Consider the following 14,934-nt stretch of genomic DNA (forward strand, 5'->3'; position numbering starts at 1 on the left):
CCGACATTGGTGACATCGCTGACGCTGCCGTCATCGAGATCCTGGTCAAACCGGGGCAGACGGTGTCGGCCGAGCAGAGCATCATCACGCTGGAGTCTGACAAGGCATCCATGGAGGTGCCTTCGCCTCAGGCTGGTGTGGTGGGCGAGATCAAGGTGAAGCTGGGTGACCGTGTGGCCCAGGGCCAATTGATCCTGACGCTGGATGTGGCCGGGGAGGGCGCTGCTTCGGTCAGTGCACCGGCATCCGCGCCCGCCGCGTCTCCTGCAGCAGCAACTGCTGCACCGGTTGTCTCGCCTGCAACGCCAACGCCTGCGGTCGCTTCGTCTGCGCCGCAAACCGCGCCTGCCGTGAACGCCCCCGCAGACACCGACTGCGATGTGCTGGTGCTGGGTGGTGGCCCCGGGGGCTACAGTGCGGCTTTCCGTGCGGCTGACCTGGGTCTGAAGGTGATCCTGGTGGAGCGTTATGCCGAACTGGGCGGCGTGTGCCTGAACGTGGGTTGCATTCCCTCCAAGGCGCTGCTGCATGTGGCCGCCGTGATGGACGAGGTCAAGCACTTTGATGCGCTGGGCGTGAGCTTCGGTGCACCCGTGCTGGATCTGGACAAGCTGCGCTCGCACAAGTCCAGCGTCACACGCAAGCTGACCACCGGGCTGGCCGGCATGGCCAAGGCTCGCAAGGTCGAGATCGTGCGTGGTTATGGCTCGCTGGTGGATGCGCACCATGTGCAGCTTGAGGTGACGGCAGGTACCAGCCAGGACAAGACGGGTGACACGCGAACCTTGAGTTTCAAGCGCGCCATCATCGCGGCAGGCTCGCAGGCCGTGCGTCTGCCCTTCATGCCGAATGACCCGCGCGTGGTCGACTCAACAGGCGCTCTCAATCTGCCGGCCATCCCGAAGAAGATGCTGGTGATCGGTGGCGGCATCATCGGCCTGGAAATGGGTACGGTGTATTCCACACTGGGTGCACGCATCGATGTTGTCGAGATGAGTGATACCTTGATGCCGGGTGCGGACCGTGATTTGGTCAATGTCTGGCAGAAGTTCAATGCAGGCCGCTTCGACCGCATCATGCTGGGCACCAAGACCGTGGCGGCCGAGGCGACGCCAGCGGGCATCCGCGTGAGCTTCGAATCGGCCAAGCCGGGTGTCGAATCACCGGCGGCCGAAACGTATGACCTCGTCTTGCAAGCTGTGGGGCGCAGCCCGAATGGCCGCAAGATCGGGGCGGACATGGTCGGCTTGACGGTCAACGAGCGCGGCTTCATCCCTGTGGACAAGCAGATGCGCAGCAATGTGCCCAGCCTGTTTGCCATTGGTGACATCGTGGGGCAACCCATGTTGGCGCACAAGGCGGTTCACGAGGGGCATGTGGCTGCAGAAGTCATCGCGGGCGAGTTGCTCAATGACAAGGCGCTGGCCAGCGAAAGTTTCGATCCGTTGGTGATCCCGAGCGTGGCTTACACCGATCCCGAGATTGCCTGGGTGGGTTTGACGGAAGAGCAGGCCAAGGCGCAAGGCAAGGCGATCAAGAAGGGCCTGTTCCCATGGGGCGCTTCAGGCCGTGCGCTGGCCAATGGCCGTGCCGAAGGCTTCACCAAGTTGCTGTTCGATGCAGATACAGGCCGCATCGTGGGCGGTGGCATCGTGGGTACGCATGCAGGCGACCTGATCAGCGAGGTGGCGCTGGCCATCGAGATGGGCGCTGACGAGGTGGATATCGGCAAGACGATTCACCCTCATCCGACCTTGGGTGAAAGCGTGGGGCTGGCAGCAGAGGCTGCCCATGGTTCCTGCACGGATCTGATGCCTGTGCGCAAGCGTTGATGGCCCTGGCTGCGTTGGCAGCGCCAGCGATCTGATCAAAAACCGGGCGAGGCTTCTTCAAAGGCCTCGCCCGGTTTGTTTTTCAAGGCCGTTGCAGGGCGCCGATGGCGCCGCTGCTGCCCGTCAAGCGAGCAGGCAGGGCAACAATGCCCACGCCCTCCTTGTACTGGTGCGCGACTTGCAAATTGGCCGCAGTGGCACCTGTTGGCGTCGTACTCGGGGCCACAATGGCCTTGCCCAGTACCGGCGCGCCTGAGAGCGGCGTAAAGCTGGCATCCAGGTTGGGGTCCAGGCCCGTGATCAAGGTAGAGCCTTGTGTACGCACGTCTGCGCTCTGGCCTGGAACCGATGCAGACCAGTTGGTCGGCACATAGTTGGTGCCCATGAATTGCAGTGTGCCTTTGTCAGTCAGGAAGCGCCATTCGTTGCCGCCTTGCTGCCAGAACACGTTGCTGCTGATTTCGGCCTTGATGCCTGTGGGCACCGTGCCGTCCTTGCCAAGCTGGAAGATGTTGGTGTACCAGAAGCTGCTTTGCGGCACGCGATTGATCAGGGTGTTCTGATAGAAGAACAGCGTACCCGCGTGGGATTTGGCCGGGTTGTTGTCGAAGCCCCAGTGAACGATGTTCCCTGAGAAGGACCCACCAGGCAACTGGCTGTCGTTGACGATGATGTTGCCGTAGACCCAGGCGTAGTTGTAGAGCGGGTCTGGTTCGACGTTGCTGAAATACTCTTCCTCGGTTTCAACCAGATCGATGGCCCGTGCGCTGGCCAGAATCATGTTGTATCGGATGACAGTGCCGCTGCTGCGGTCCTTGATGGACGAGCCGGCAAAGGCCTGGCCAATGTAGTTGCCCTCGTACAGGGCGCGGCGAGCCTGGATGTAGAGATTGTGCTCGTGGTCGTCGGTGGTGTAGCCGTTGTCGTAGATGCGGTTGCGGCGGATGATGATGTCGGCGCTGTAGCTGTCCTGGGTGTCGCCCTTGGTGTTGGTGAACACGCCCAGGCCGTTGCCGGTGATCGCGCAGTTTTCAACCGTCAGGTTGTGAACGCGCACGGCGTAGATGGCGGCAGAAAACGTGCCGTAGCTTGCATTGGCGCCTGCGTTGTCCTTGAAATTTTTGCCGCCTTTGGCACCGGTCAGCATCAGGTTCTGAATGGTGATGTACCTGGGCGTGAAGGTGTCGTAGGGGTCCGTAGGTGATCTGTAGATCTGGATCAGGCCGGCGCCCTGGATGTCTCGGCCAAAACCTGCTGTGCGCGAGTCAGTGGCCGTGACGGCGTTTTCGGCGTTCAGCACGGGGCGCTGGCAGGTGTCGCTGGTCACGCCATTGATCACAACGGGCGCTTGTGCCGTGCCTTGCGCGCGCAGGCCGATCTTGGTGCGGTAGGGCTCTGCACGGTAGTGGATGTTGACCACGTCACCCGCTTGCAGTGAAAGCCAGGGCACGTTGGTGAGCTCGGTGTAGGTCTTGCCTGGCCCGACGTTGTACGTGGCATGACTGCCCGTCATGGCAGTGGCACAGGCGGTGGCGGGAGACTGTTGCGGCGGAGGCGGCCAGTCGGTGCTGGTGGCTGTGGTGCTGCTCGTGCCAGTACCGGTGTTGGCATCAGTTCCTGGCGAGCTTGAGCTCGATGAGGTGCCTGTGGTCGAGGTGCTGGGCGATGACGCGGGTGTACTCGCAGCAGCAGTGCTTGTAGGAACGCCTCCTCCATTGTTGTTGTCGTTTGACGTTGTCTGGCTGTCCTGTCCGCCACCACATCCAGCCAACATGGCGGTACTCAATGTGATGATGGCCCAGTGACGGCGATTGATTCTTGCCAGCGAATCCATGATGTTTTTCTCTCCCGTTTATCTGCCTCGGTAGTTTCCTTTCTGGGATGACGGACAGGTCATGCCAATTGCAAGATGTGTAAGCGAGCGAAATGGTCGCCGGGGGCGATCATCTCTGTGTGGGTTTTCCATGACAGAAGTGACGGCATTTGTGCTTAAGCTCGAGTGAGCTCCATCTCATGAAAGTGGACGGAGTACAAAACTTATGAAAGAGGGAATCCATGTCATCTATTCGTTACCTTTTGGCCGCGAGCGTGTCGCTGGCCGCAGTTATGAATGCTCATGCTGCTGATTACACGAGCTCCTTGCTGTACAGCCAGAGTTACGTTTATGGACGGACCTATTCCGCAGGGATCAATAACGCAGGCCAGATTGCGGGTGAGTTTTCATTACCCAAGTCAGGGCATATCGGTGCCACCGAGCGGAATTACACAAGTTATGTCGGCGTATGGGACGGTTCAACGCTCATTAATGTCGGTTCCGTATCAACGATGTCGGCTGTCACAGATATCAATAATGCGGGACAGGTAGCCGGCTATGACGCTGGTTCCGACTTTGCAGACGCTCGAAACAGCCGAGGCGTTGTCTGGCAGATCAGTAACGGGGCCAGGACCACCAATTCGCAATTGGGTCTCATTGAAGGCATCAATGATGTTGGTCAGAGCGTCGGGACGGTTTATCTTGGATCGGCATCGCTTTTCGCTCCAGCACTGTGGAATGGTTCGACACCCCAGATACTGAGTCAGCGCTTGAGTAGCAGCAATCCCAACTTTGACATGAACAGCCAGGCAAATGGCATCAACAATCATGGGTTGATCGTTGGGGATTCTTATGGCCACGCCGTTACCTGGCAAGGGGCTTCTCTGACCTTGACGGATCTGGGTGAGGGGACAGCTGCCGCAGTCAATGACGTCGGTGATATTGTAGGAAGTAGTGGCGGTGCGGTGGTTTGGCGGAATGGAGCCAAGATCGCCTTGGGGACACTGGGCGGCATGGGTAGCGGGGCGCTGGACATCAATGAGGTCGGTCAAATCGTGGGATCGGCCTCTACGAGTGCTGGCAAGCAGCACGCCACGCTCTGGGTGGGGCAGGACGTCATTGACCTCAATCAGTTCCTGGATGCTCAATTGATCGCTGATGGCTGGGAGCTTCAGAGCGCAACTGGAATCAACGATTCAGGCGACATCTCTGTTGATGGCTATAACGCCAGCAAGAATCAATATGGCGTGTTCCGACTGACGTCTGCGGTTCCTGAGCCTGCCTCTTGGGTGCTTATGCTGCTGGGGTTCTCCTTGTTGGCGTCCATCGTCAGGAAATCCAAGTCATCTATCGTCTGAGTTGGATTGATTGGCTCAGTGAAAATCCCGGCTGGTGGTAGCCAGCCTGCCCAACATCGGCGTCATGTCGTGCAGGTAATGGGCGATGAGGTGGCGCACCTCGCCTTCTCGTTGCCATACGCCGTACACAGCCAGCAAGCGAGCTTGCAGCAAGGCCTGGCGATAGCGATCCCGCACATGCGTCCACACGACCACATTGACTGTGCCGGTTTCATCTTCCAGGGTCACGAAGATCACACCCGAGGCGGTGCCAGGTTGCTGTCGCACGGTCACGATGCCGCAGGCCTTGGCCAGTCGGCCATTGGGCAAGTCGCGCAAATCGCGCGCGCTTGACAGGCGCTGCTCTTTCAATTTCGGGCGCAGCAAGGCCAGAGGGTGGTTGCGCAGGGTCAGGCCCAGCGAGGCGTAGTCGAACACGATTTCTTCTCCTTCGGGGGCGTGAGGCAGGTCCAGCCAGCCTTCGTTTACAGGGGCATCACGTAGCAAGGCTGGCGTGCTGTGCAGGGCCGAGGCTTCCCATACTTGTTGCCGCCGGTGTCCGGACAGGCTCATGAGGGCATCGCCTGCAGCCAGCGCTCGCATCTCGGCCTGATCCAGATTCGCTCGGCGAGCCAGGTCGTCCACATTGATGAAGAGCGTTTGCTGCCTGGCTTGCACGATCCGATCGGCTGCTTGACGCGACAAGCCGGCAATCAGCCGCAAGCCCAATCGAACGGCAGGCTGATCCGGGCGCAGCTTCTTGAGCCTGGCTTCTTGCGCACCTGGGCGCTCTTCCAAGGTGCAAGCCCAAAGGCTGCGCATCACATCTGGCGGGCGCACGCTCACGCCATGGCGGCGTGCGTCCTGCACCAACTGGCTAGGGGAATAAAAGCCCAAAGGCTGTGCATTGAGCAGGCCTGCCAGAAAGGATGCCGGCTCGTGGCATTTGACCCAGGCGCTGGCATAGACCAATTGGGCAAAGCTGGCTGCATGCGACTCAGGGAAGCCGTACTCGCCAAAGCCTTCTATCTGCTTGAAGATGCGTTCGGCAAAGCCCTGGTGATAGCCATTGGCCGTCATGCCCTGGATGACCTTGTCCTTGAACTTGTGCACACCGCCTTTGCGACGCCACGCAGCCATGGAGCGCCGCAATTCATCGGCTTCGCCCGCGGTGAAGCCGGCGGCCAGCACCACGATCTGCATCACCTGTTCCTGAAAAATGGGGATGCCCAGGGTGCGTTGCAGGGCCGCTTCCAGCCTGGGCGGGTAGGTGATGGCGGATGGGTCGCGCCGATGCAGTTCTCGCCGTTCCAGGTAGGGGTGAACCATGCCGCCTTGTATGGGCCCGGGGCGCACCAGGGCCACTTCCACGACCAGGTCGTAGAACTCACGCGGGCGCAGGCGCGGCAGCATGCTCATCTGCGCACGGCTTTCGATCTGGAAGACCCCAATCGTGTCAGCCTCGCAGATCATGTCGTAGGTGGCGTCGTCTTCTTTGGGGATGTCCTGCAGTTCTATCTCATGGCCCCGCTGTTGGCCAATGAAGTCCAGCGCCTTGCGCAGCGCGGTGAGCATGCCCAGGGCCAGCACGTCGACCTTCAACAGGCCCAGGGCATCGAGGTCATCCTTGTCCCACTGGATCACGCTGCGATCGGGCATGCTGGCGTTCTCGATCGGCACCATGCGGCACAGCGCGCCTTTGGCGATGACGAAGCCGCCGGTGTGCTGGCTGAGGTGGCGCGGAAAGCCCATCAAGGTGAGCGAGAGGTCTTGCCATTGGCGCAGGCGGATGTCTTGCGGATCCAGACCGATCTCGATCAGCCGTTCTGACTGGATGCCCTTGCCATCCCACCACTGGTGGTTGTTGCCGACCCGCTCGATCAGGTCCGCATCAAAGCCAAGGGCCTTCCCGACATCACGCAAAGCGCTGCGTGTGCGGTAGCTGATGACGGTGGCGGTCAGGGCAGCGCGGTCGCGCCCATAACGTTCGTACAGATACTGGATGACCTCCTCGCGGCGTTCGTGCTCGAAGTCCACATCGATGTCGGGGGGCTCGTTGCGCTCTTTCGAGATGAAACGCTCGAACAGCAGCGTGGTCTGATCCGGATCGACCTCGGTGATGCCCAGGCAGTAGCACACAGCCGAGTTGGCCGCACTGCCTCGGCCTTGGCACAGGATGTTCTTGGAGCGAGCAAAGCGGACGATGTCGTAGACGGTGAGAAAGTACTTTTCGTAGTCGAGTTCGGCGATCAGCGCCAATTCCTTGTCGATCTGCTGTTGCACGCGATCAGGCAGGCCCTTGGGGTAGCGCCAGGTGCCGCCTTCATAGGTCAGGCGTTGCAGGTAGGTGCTGGGTGTTTCGCCCTTGGGGACCACTTCTTCGGGGTATTCGTACTTCAGTTCCCCAAGGCTGAAGTCGCAGCACGCCGCGACCTGCAAGGTGGCGGCCAGGGTGTCTGGTGGATAGAGCTGGGCCAGTTGCAGGCAGCTGCGCAGATGGCGTTCGGCGTGACGCTCCAGCTCCAGCCCGCATTGGGGGAGAGGCTTGCCGATGCGGATGGCTGTCAGCACATCCTGCAAGGGCTTGCGGGAGCGCGCGTGCATGTGCACGTCGCCTGCAGCTACCAAGGGCACGCGACTGGTCTCGCTGACTTGGCGCAGTGTGCGTAACCAGATGGCGTCATCCAGTTGCTGATGCAACTCGAGCGCGAGCCAGCAGCGTCCGCTGAAGTGATGTTTGAGCCACTGGGCCTGCGTCTCGATCGTGGCAGCAGGGCTGAGGCGGTGTGGCGCCATGATCACCACGCAATCGCCCAGCTCTTCCTGCCTGATTTGATGGCGCATCAGTCTGGCCTGGCCTTTGCCTTCGGTTGCTCGGCGCAAGCGCGTGATGAACTCGCACAAGAGTCCGTAGCCAAAGCGATGGCAAGCTAAGACAAGCAGGCGGCATGGCTGCTGATCGTGTTCATCTTCAAAGACCTGGAATTCGCTGCCGATCAACAACTTGAATTCTTTGGCACCAGGCATTTCGGCCTGACGGGCCTCACGCAAGGCCAGGTGGGCGCGCACCACCCCAGCCATGCTGCATTCGTCCGTGATGGCCAGGCCGCTGTAGCCCAGGGCTAGCGCGCGCTGCACCATTTCCTGCGCATGTGAGGCACCGCGCAGGAATGAAAAGTTCGACACCGCATGCAGTTCGACGTAATCGGGCAGGGCTGGCTGGCTGAACATGGCGTATTCGGATCAGGCAAAGAAACCGTGCAGGTACCAGGGGCTGCGCATGTCATCCACAGCTTGCTGGCGCTTGTAGATCCACAGCAGGCCTGCCTGGGGGCTGCTTGCCAGGTAGTAATCACGTGTGACGCGATCGTGATGGGTGCCCGCATCCCACCAGCCAGCTTCGATTCGATGGGGGCCCGCCAGCAGGGTGAGGCGGCCTTGGTAGAGCGGGTGTTGCCCCCAGGTGCGGTCCAGCGCCAGTGGCAATGGTTCAGCGAGCACCCAGCAGGGTTGTGGGGTATCAGCCAGAAGCTGCTGGCGTGTGAGGTGGGCCAGCTGATTTGATTTCACGGACAGGCGCTCTACAGCGGCTTGCCATTGCTGGGCGCACTCCAGCCGGTGGTCCGCGTGCACCTGGGCTTGCAGCACGCGCTCGGGCCCTAGTCGCACGCTGAGTTTTTCCAGCAGGGCCAGCAAGGCATCGCGCTGTGCACGCTGAGCAGCGGGTGTGAGCAAGGCGTCTGGGGCTGCGCTCAACTGGTCTTCACGGTGCTCCTGAAACAGCTGCTGGCTGTTCAAGGGCAAGGCTTCGATCTCATCGGCATGCAGGCTGATGTCGCTGACAGGGGCGCTCAACTGGATGCGCTGCAGATGCTCGGCCAGCAAGCGGCTCAAACGGGTGTAGTCACGTGTGGGGCTGCCCAGGCGCACCGTCCATTCGCCGCCTTTGTGTTCATCTCGCCTGTGCCAGGCATGAAGCCACTTGAGTGTGAAGGCCATGATGCCAGCCTGGCGCCCGGCTAGCCAGGCGCACAGTTGTTGCAGCAAGCGGCTGGCGGCAAACAGCAGAGCAGGGGCGGATTCAACCCGGCCTGGCAATTCCAGGCGCGCGTCGAACACGGCAGGCAGCGTCAGCCATTCGAAGGTTTCCGGCGCGCGTCCGTAGGCTTGGTCCAGCGCATGCACGAGGTTGGCGCCAAAGCGCCGGCTCAAGCCCCCACGAGGCAGTGCACGCACATCTGCCAAGGTGCGGCACCCCAGTCTGGACAAGGTGTGTTCGTGTGCGGCCACGCCAGTCAGCGTCTTCAAAGGAAGTTTGTCCAGTCGCTCGGCGATGTGAGCACCGTCATCCAGCGGCTCGGCTGTGTGGCGAGCCAGCGCCACTGCACCCAGCGCCGTGGTCGCGTGGGCCCAGCTCAGCGCGCCATGCGCTTGCGCTTCATGCACGATCCGCTGGCCCAGCATCATCGCGCCACCAAACAGGCGTTCGCTGGCGTGAACCTCCAGCACCACCGCATCTTCCAGGCATGCCACGCGGGGGGTGAACTGCAAGGCCCACCAGGCCAGATGCATGGCATCCAGCACCAGTGGCATGTGCTCAGCCTCATCCGGATGGGCCTGCTCATGACAAGACGCGAGATGCCCGGGCAACAAGGCGATCCAGTGCAACATGGTGTGAGGGCGGGCTGTGAGCGTCGGGGGGCGTGGTGGACTCGGGTATCGGGCTGGAGATGAGTGGCGATGAAGTGGGCTGCGGGGCGGCAGGCAGAAGTGGCGCCAAACCAGCGGGCCAGGAAGTCAGGCTCAGGGGCTGATCCAGCGTGGGCCCCCGTCGTTTGATGATCTGAACCTGCAGCGGGTGAGGGCAGGGCCCCAGCCCCAGCAGCACACGCAGTGGCGCCGCAGACGAGTCAGCCTGAGCCTTGGCTGGGCGGAACACGAACAAAGGCCCGGGGTGCTGCGTCGAGCAGGCGTGCAGGCGGCGGATCTGCTCCGGGCGAACTTGCGGCAACCAGCTCAATACGGCGCTGACGCAACCGGCCTTGAGCGCCTGCTCGGTAGCCCACAGGCGTTCGGCTGGTGTGCTGGCATCGATGCGGATGAGGCGGTCATCGCGCAGGCCTTCCTTGTGCAGGCCGGGTAAATGCGGGACATGAGGCGGGGCAACCAGCAACACGCTGCCGCCTTGCTTCACAATTTGCGCCAGAGCTGGGCTCAGCAAACGCCATTCCGCCTGCGCTGGCTGGGTCAGCAAGACTTCCGTCATGGATTGGCAGGGCCAACCACCGCCAGGCAACTCGGCATCCAGCAAAGCATGCCCGCTGGGGATGACTGTGCTGCACACACGGCCCATGGCATCGCCGCGCCACACGGCCTGAGCCAGGTGCTCGGGCAGGGCGGGCGAGCCATTCAGGGCGGCGCTTGGCCAGGCTGGTGTGTGCATGTCAATCGAATAAATACTGTATGCGCATACAGTACTGTAGCGATTTTAGCTACGCCCGTCCAGCCCGCCCAGTTCGCCCTGATGGGGGCATATCAGCTCGTGTTGCCCCAGGTGCGGATGGTTTTCTCATCCACGCCGCATCTGCGCGCCACAGCCCGGGCGCTTTGCCCTGCTTGCAAGGCTTGATGCACCCAGGCAGCCAAAGCGCGGGTCAAGCGCTTGCCGGGCAAGGCCCAATCTGGCTGGCTGGAGTGCGTTTGCAGGCAGGTGATACAGCGCCAGCGCACGATCTCTCCGCGCCGGACTTGCGGGCGGCCATCTTGCGGCACGTCGCGCCACCAGCTTGGGCGGATGGCGTGTCGTTGCAGAAGACCATGGTGTTGGCAGCTTGGGCAAAAGCCGGTCGAAGCAGTGCGGTGTCTCATGCGGCCCGCTCCTTGTCTGGCGAATCGGCCGCCTCGGCTGTCCAGCCCGCCTTGATGGCCAGGCGGTTGATCGCTTGCATCATGGCCATGAGAGAGGCACTCACCAGATGCGGATGCCGCCCGGCACCGTACACGCTGGCCGATACACCCGGTGCGCCCACTTCGACCCAGGCCAGCGCGGTAGCGTCCGAACCCTGTCCTGTGGCGTGCTCTTCAAAGCCATGCCATTGCGTGCCCTCGGGCAAACCAAGCGCCTGCACTGCCTGCCAGGCCGCATCCAGCGGGCCATTGCCGTGGCCTTGCAAGCGCCGGGTGCCATGCGCGGTCTGCACGAGCAATTCCACGCGCGTCTGGCCGAGATCGTCCTCCACATGGTGATGCAGCAATTGCCATGGGCCTGGTGCGGCCAGGTAGTCAGCCTGGAACAAGGCCCACAAAGCGCCGGCCGTCAATTCGCGCCCAGTGTCATCGGCCACCGCTTGCACGCTGGCGCTGAACTCGACCTGTGCCCGGCGCGGAATCACCAGCCCGTACGCCGACTCCAGCAAGTACGTGATGCCGCCCTTGCCAGACTGGCTGTTAACCCGGATCACGGCCTCGTAGTTCGAGCCCACATCACATGGGTCGATAGGGAGGTAGGGCACGGCCCACGGTTGATCAGCCTGCTGCACGGCCAGGCCCTTGCGGATGGCGTCCTGGTGCGAGCCCGAAAATGCCGTGAACACGAGATCGCCGGCATACGGATGGCGCGGGTGTACCGGCAAGGCGATGCACTGCTCGACTGTGCGCGCAATCGCAGGCAAGTTCGAGAAGTCCAGGCCCGGGCTCACGCCTTGGCTGTAGAGGTTCAAGGCCAGGGTGACCAGATCCACATTGCCGGTGCGCTCGCCATTGCCAAACAAGCAGCCTTCCACGCGCTGTGCGCCAGCCATCACGGCCAGTTCCGCCGCTGCCACCGCCGTACCCCGATCGTTGTGTGGGTGCACGCTGAGAATCACGGCGTCTCGCTGCACGAGTCGTCGGTGCATCCACTCGATCTGGTCCGCGTACACATTGGGCGTGCTGGCCTCCACTGTGGCTGGCAAGTTGATGATCATCGGCTGCGCCACCGTGGGTTGCCAGGCCTCGATCACCGCGTTGCACACCGACAAGGCGAACGCGGGCTCGGTCGTGCTGAAGGTCTCCGGGCTGTACTGGAATGTCCAGCGAGTATCCGTCTGGGCATCGGCCAACTGGCGGATCAACTTCGTGCTGCGCACGGCCAAGGCCTGCACCTCATCGCGGCTCATGCCAAACACGGTGCGCCGCCAGGCTGGTGCGGTGGCGTTGTAGAGGTGCACGATGGCTTTGGGCGCGCCGCGCAAGGCCTCGAAGGTCTCGCGGATCAGGTCTTCGCGAGCCTGGGTGATCACTTCGATGGTGACGTCATCCGGAATATGGCCGCCTTCAATCAAAGTCCGCACGAAGTCGAAATCGGTGCGTGATGCGGCCGGGAAGGCCACCTCGATTTCCTTGAAGCCGATCTCGACGAGCAACTGGAACAGGCGCAACTTGGTCGCCCCGTCCATCGGCTCGAACAAAGCCTGGTTGCCATCGCGCAGATCCGTGCTCATCCAGATGGGCGCGTGGGTGATCTGCTGATTGGGCCAGGTGCGATCTGGCAAAGCCCCTGGCTGGGTGGCGATGTACTTCGTAGCGGGATTGGTGAGCATGCTCATGACAGTGACTTTCCTCAAGGTTGAAAGAAAGCCGCCTGGCGCGGGGAGCGTTGTCTTGGAGACTACTTACTGCTCGTCAACGACCCCGAAATGCAAAACGCCAGCGGCTGGGCTGGCGTTGTTGGGGATGCGGTGAGAATGAACTCAATCAGACGCGTGTAACCCGAACACACCAGCTGTTGTCAGCTAGCGCTAGCCAAATTCGGCGGGTTCGGGAGATGCGGATGCAGTTCATGGGTGACAGTTTCCACGTAAAACGCGATCTTGGTCAAGAACTTCACCATTTTTTCCGCACGCAGGTCTTTTTGCTCCACAAAATGTGGAGCGCAGTGGCTTTTGGCAGAATATGGGCCCCTGAGGAAATTGAATGCCTACCCCTGATTCCGCGAGCCAGACCCCAGCCGAAGCCTTGACGCCTGTGACCACCGCCCTGGTGGAGTTCCTGGCTGAAGCGCGCGTGCCCACTGAACATGGCAGCTTCACCATGAAGCTTTTCCGTGAAAAGGCCACCGGCGCCGAGCACGTCGCCATGGTCATGGGTGATGTTCAAGGCAGCGCCCTGGTGCGCGTTCACTCCGAGTGCATGACGGGAGACGTATTCGGTTCCCTGCGTTGTGATTGCGGTCCTCAATTGCACTTCGCCATGAGCGAAATCGGCAAGAAGGGCAGTGGCGTGGTGGTGTACCTGCGCCAGGAAGGCCGTGGCATCGGCCTGGCCAACAAGCTGCGGGCATACCAATTGCAAGACCAGGGCATGGACACCGTGGAAGCCAACCAGCACCTGGGATTCGCAGCCGATCTGCGCAAATTCGATACGGCTGCCGAGATCCTGTCCTTCCTGGGCGTGAAGTCGGTCAGGCTGATGACCAACAACCCGCGCAAGGTTGACACGCTGACACAGCACGGCGTGAACATCGAAGAGCGTGTACCGGTGCGCAGTGACGTTCAGCCCGAAAACGAACGCTACCTGGGCACCAAGGCCCGCAAGCTGGGGCACCACATCGACTGGCTGGGCTGAGCAAGCATGGCTTTGGACCTGACGCCGCAAGACGATCCTGAACAGGATACGCCCGAGCGCCACGCCGTGGCCAAGCGCAGCACGCTGGTCAGCGTGGTGGTCAACCTCGTCCTGACGACGGTTCAGGTGTTGGTGGGTGTGTTTGCGCACTCCCAAGCCTTGATCGCGGACGGCATCCATTCGCTGTCAGACCTGATCGCCGACTTCGTGGTGCTGCTGGCCAATCAGCACAGCCGCAAAGAGGCCGATGACGACCATCACTACGGACATCATCGTTACGAGACAGCCGCCTCACTGGTATTGGGTGCACTGCTGCTCAGCGTGGGCATCGGCATGCTCTGGAGCGCCGTGCACAAACTGGGCGATCCGGAGTTAATCCCCAAGGTCAAGCCCGTGGCCTTGTATGTGGCGCTGGTGGCCCTGGTCTCCAAGGAAATGCTGTTTCGCTACATGCTGGCAGCGGCGGAGCGCGTTCGCTCCAGCATGCTGGTCGCCAACGCCTGGCATGCCCGCTCGGATGCGGCTTCTTCCCTGGTGGTGGCGCTGGGCATCATTGGCAACTTGCTGGGCTACCCATTGCTGGACCCTGTTGCAGCCCTGATCGTGGGCTTCATGGTCACCAAGATGGGCTGGGAATTTGGCTGGGATGCGCTCAACGATCTCATGGATCGCTCGGTGTCTGAAGATCAGATCAATGAAATCCGCCAGGTTCTGACTGAAACGCCTGGCGTGCAAGGCGTGCATGATCTGCGCACCCGCAAGATGGGCGACATGATCATGGTGGATGCCCATCTGGAAGTGGATGGCGACCTGTCGGTCAGGGCCGGCCACGACATCGCCAGTTCAGCGCGTGAGCGGGTGATGAAGAAGCTGCCTGTGCTGGACGTGATGACCCACCTGGATCCCGTCTCAGTGCGTTGAGGCTGCGGCCTTGGCATCCACGACGCAAACCCGATTGCGCCCTTCGTGTTTGGCCTGATAAAGGGCTTGATCGGCCGCGGAAATCAGCGCAGATGATTTCATCTGGAAGTCTGCCTTGCATGACACCACGCCGACGCTGACCGTCACGAAATGCGATGCCGATGAACTCTCGTGTCGCATTTGCAATGCCTCTACCGCAACGCGCACCCTCTCTGCAATGGCCGCGGCATAGTTCGCATCCGTTCGAGGCAACACGGCAATGAACTCCTCACCGCCATAACGTGCGATGAGGTCCTCGGGGCGCCTCAAGGTGGTCTGCAGCACCTTGGCAATCTGGGTGAGGCATTCGTCACCAGCTGGATGCCCATACCGGTCGTTGTACTTTTTGAAGTGATCCACATCCACCATCAGGATGCTCACGTTCGAG

At 61.5% G+C, this 14,934-nt stretch carries 12 protein-coding genes; 5 read left to right on the forward strand and 7 right to left on the reverse strand.

Translation table 11 applies throughout. The features are described 5' to 3' along the window. On the forward strand, positions 1-1,832 hold a 1,832-nt coding region (lpdA, locus tag EPO09_RS15315; RefSeq protein ID WP_290644196.1), incomplete at its 5' end, for a dihydrolipoyl dehydrogenase. An 82-nt stretch (positions 1,833-1,914) separates the two neighbouring features. Here the strand turns inward: lpdA and EPO09_RS15320 are convergent. Further along, a complete protein-coding gene (locus tag EPO09_RS15320) occupies positions 1,915-3,345 on the reverse strand; it encodes a hypothetical protein (protein WP_290644197.1) in 1,431 nt (476 codons plus the stop codon). On the opposite strand from EPO09_RS15320, the gene EPO09_RS15325 reads away from it, so the two are divergent. Continuing rightward, positions 3,344-3,637 carry a hypothetical protein gene (locus EPO09_RS15325; RefSeq protein ID WP_290644198.1) on the forward strand — a complete coding sequence of 98 codons (294 nt, stop codon included), beginning with the start codon at positions 3,344-3,346 and terminating at the stop codon, positions 3,635-3,637. The genes EPO09_RS15320 and EPO09_RS15325 overlap by 2 nt on opposite strands. A gap of 250 nt (positions 3,638-3,887) precedes the next feature. Then, positions 3,888-5,003 carry a PEP-CTERM sorting domain-containing protein gene (locus tag EPO09_RS15330; protein ID WP_290644199.1) on the forward strand — a complete coding sequence of 372 codons (1,116 nt, stop codon included), beginning with the start codon at positions 3,888-3,890 and terminating at the stop codon, positions 5,001-5,003. 15 nt (positions 5,004-5,018) lie between these two features. On the opposite strand, the gene EPO09_RS15335 is transcribed toward EPO09_RS15330, so the two are convergent. From EPO09_RS15335 to leuA, 5 genes are all read right to left on the reverse strand, one after another. Further along, complete coding sequence (locus EPO09_RS15335) at positions 5,019-8,213, reverse strand: error-prone DNA polymerase (RefSeq protein WP_290644200.1); 3,195 nt, start codon at positions 8,211-8,213, stop codon at positions 5,019-5,021. A 12-nt stretch (positions 8,214-8,225) separates the two neighbouring features. Further along, positions 8,226-9,653, reverse strand: coding sequence for a DNA polymerase Y family protein (locus EPO09_RS15340; protein ID WP_290644201.1), 1,428 nt, complete (start codon positions 9,651-9,653; stop codon positions 8,226-8,228). Then, positions 9,604-10,425: a translesion DNA synthesis-associated protein ImuA gene (gene imuA / locus EPO09_RS15345; RefSeq protein ID WP_290644202.1), complete on the reverse strand. Its 822-nt coding sequence runs from the start codon at positions 10,423-10,425 to the stop codon at positions 9,604-9,606. The genes EPO09_RS15340 and imuA overlap by 50 nt, the downstream gene beginning before the upstream one ends. A gap of 92 nt (positions 10,426-10,517) precedes the next feature. Beyond that, positions 10,518-10,850 carry a helix-turn-helix domain-containing protein gene (locus EPO09_RS15350; RefSeq protein ID WP_290644203.1) on the reverse strand — a complete coding sequence of 111 codons (333 nt, stop codon included), beginning with the start codon at positions 10,848-10,850 and terminating at the stop codon, positions 10,518-10,520. After that, on the reverse strand, positions 10,847-12,562 hold the full coding sequence (leuA, locus tag EPO09_RS15355; RefSeq protein ID WP_290644207.1) for a 2-isopropylmalate synthase: 1,716 nt from the start codon (positions 12,560-12,562) through the stop codon (positions 10,847-10,849). The genes EPO09_RS15350 and leuA overlap by 4 nt, the downstream gene beginning before the upstream one ends. Positions 12,563-12,935: 373 nt before the next feature. On the opposite strand from leuA, the gene ribA reads away from it, so the two are divergent. Both ribA and EPO09_RS15365 read left to right on the forward strand, forming a co-directional pair. Then, positions 12,936-13,586: a GTP cyclohydrolase II gene (ribA, locus tag EPO09_RS15360; RefSeq protein WP_290644204.1), complete on the forward strand. Its 651-nt coding sequence runs from the start codon at positions 12,936-12,938 to the stop codon at positions 13,584-13,586. A 6-nt stretch (positions 13,587-13,592) separates the two neighbouring features. Beyond that, positions 13,593-14,507 (forward strand): cation diffusion facilitator family transporter, encoded by a 915-nt coding sequence (locus EPO09_RS15365; RefSeq protein WP_290644205.1) that lies wholly within the window; start codon positions 13,593-13,595, stop codon positions 14,505-14,507. Here the strand turns inward: EPO09_RS15365 and EPO09_RS15370 are convergent. Further along, a partial coding sequence (locus EPO09_RS15370) for a GGDEF domain-containing protein (protein ID WP_290644206.1) occupies positions 14,496-14,934 on the reverse strand: 439 nt, incomplete at its 5' end. The two genes, EPO09_RS15365 and EPO09_RS15370, sit on opposite strands and share 12 nt — an antisense overlap.

The sequence above is a fragment of the Aquabacterium sp. genome, from assembly GCF_004297345.1.
Taxonomy (GTDB): domain Bacteria; phylum Pseudomonadota; class Gammaproteobacteria; order Burkholderiales; family Burkholderiaceae_C; genus Aquabacterium.

Excerpts from the sequence above, each read along its gene's own strand:
- EPO09_RS15325 (WP_290644198.1), top strand. The coding sequence starts at position 3,344 with ATGGCAGTGGCACAGGCGGTGGCGGGAGACTGTTGCGGCGGAGGCGGC.
- EPO09_RS15320 (WP_290644197.1), bottom strand. The coding sequence starts at position 3,345 with ATGACGGGCAGTCATGCCACGTACAACGTCGGGCCAGGCAAGACCTAC.
- EPO09_RS15330 (WP_290644199.1), top strand. The coding sequence starts at position 3,888 with ATGTCATCTATTCGTTACCTTTTGGCCGCGAGCGTGTCGCTGGCCGCA.
- EPO09_RS15335 (WP_290644200.1), bottom strand. The coding sequence starts at position 8,213 with ATGTTCAGCCAGCCAGCCCTGCCCGATTACGTCGAACTGCATGCGGTG.
- EPO09_RS15340 (WP_290644201.1), bottom strand. The coding sequence starts at position 9,653 with ATGTTGCACTGGATCGCCTTGTTGCCCGGGCATCTCGCGTCTTGTCAT.
- imuA (WP_290644202.1), bottom strand. The coding sequence starts at position 10,425 with ATGCACACACCAGCCTGGCCAAGCGCCGCCCTGAATGGCTCGCCCGCC.
- EPO09_RS15350 (WP_290644203.1), bottom strand. The coding sequence starts at position 10,850 with ATGAGACACCGCACTGCTTCGACCGGCTTTTGCCCAAGCTGCCAACAC.
- leuA (WP_290644207.1), bottom strand. The coding sequence starts at position 12,562 with ATGCTCACCAATCCCGCTACGAAGTACATCGCCACCCAGCCAGGGGCT.
- ribA (WP_290644204.1), top strand. The coding sequence starts at position 12,936 with ATGCCTACCCCTGATTCCGCGAGCCAGACCCCAGCCGAAGCCTTGACG.
- EPO09_RS15365 (WP_290644205.1), top strand. The coding sequence starts at position 13,593 with ATGGCTTTGGACCTGACGCCGCAAGACGATCCTGAACAGGATACGCCC.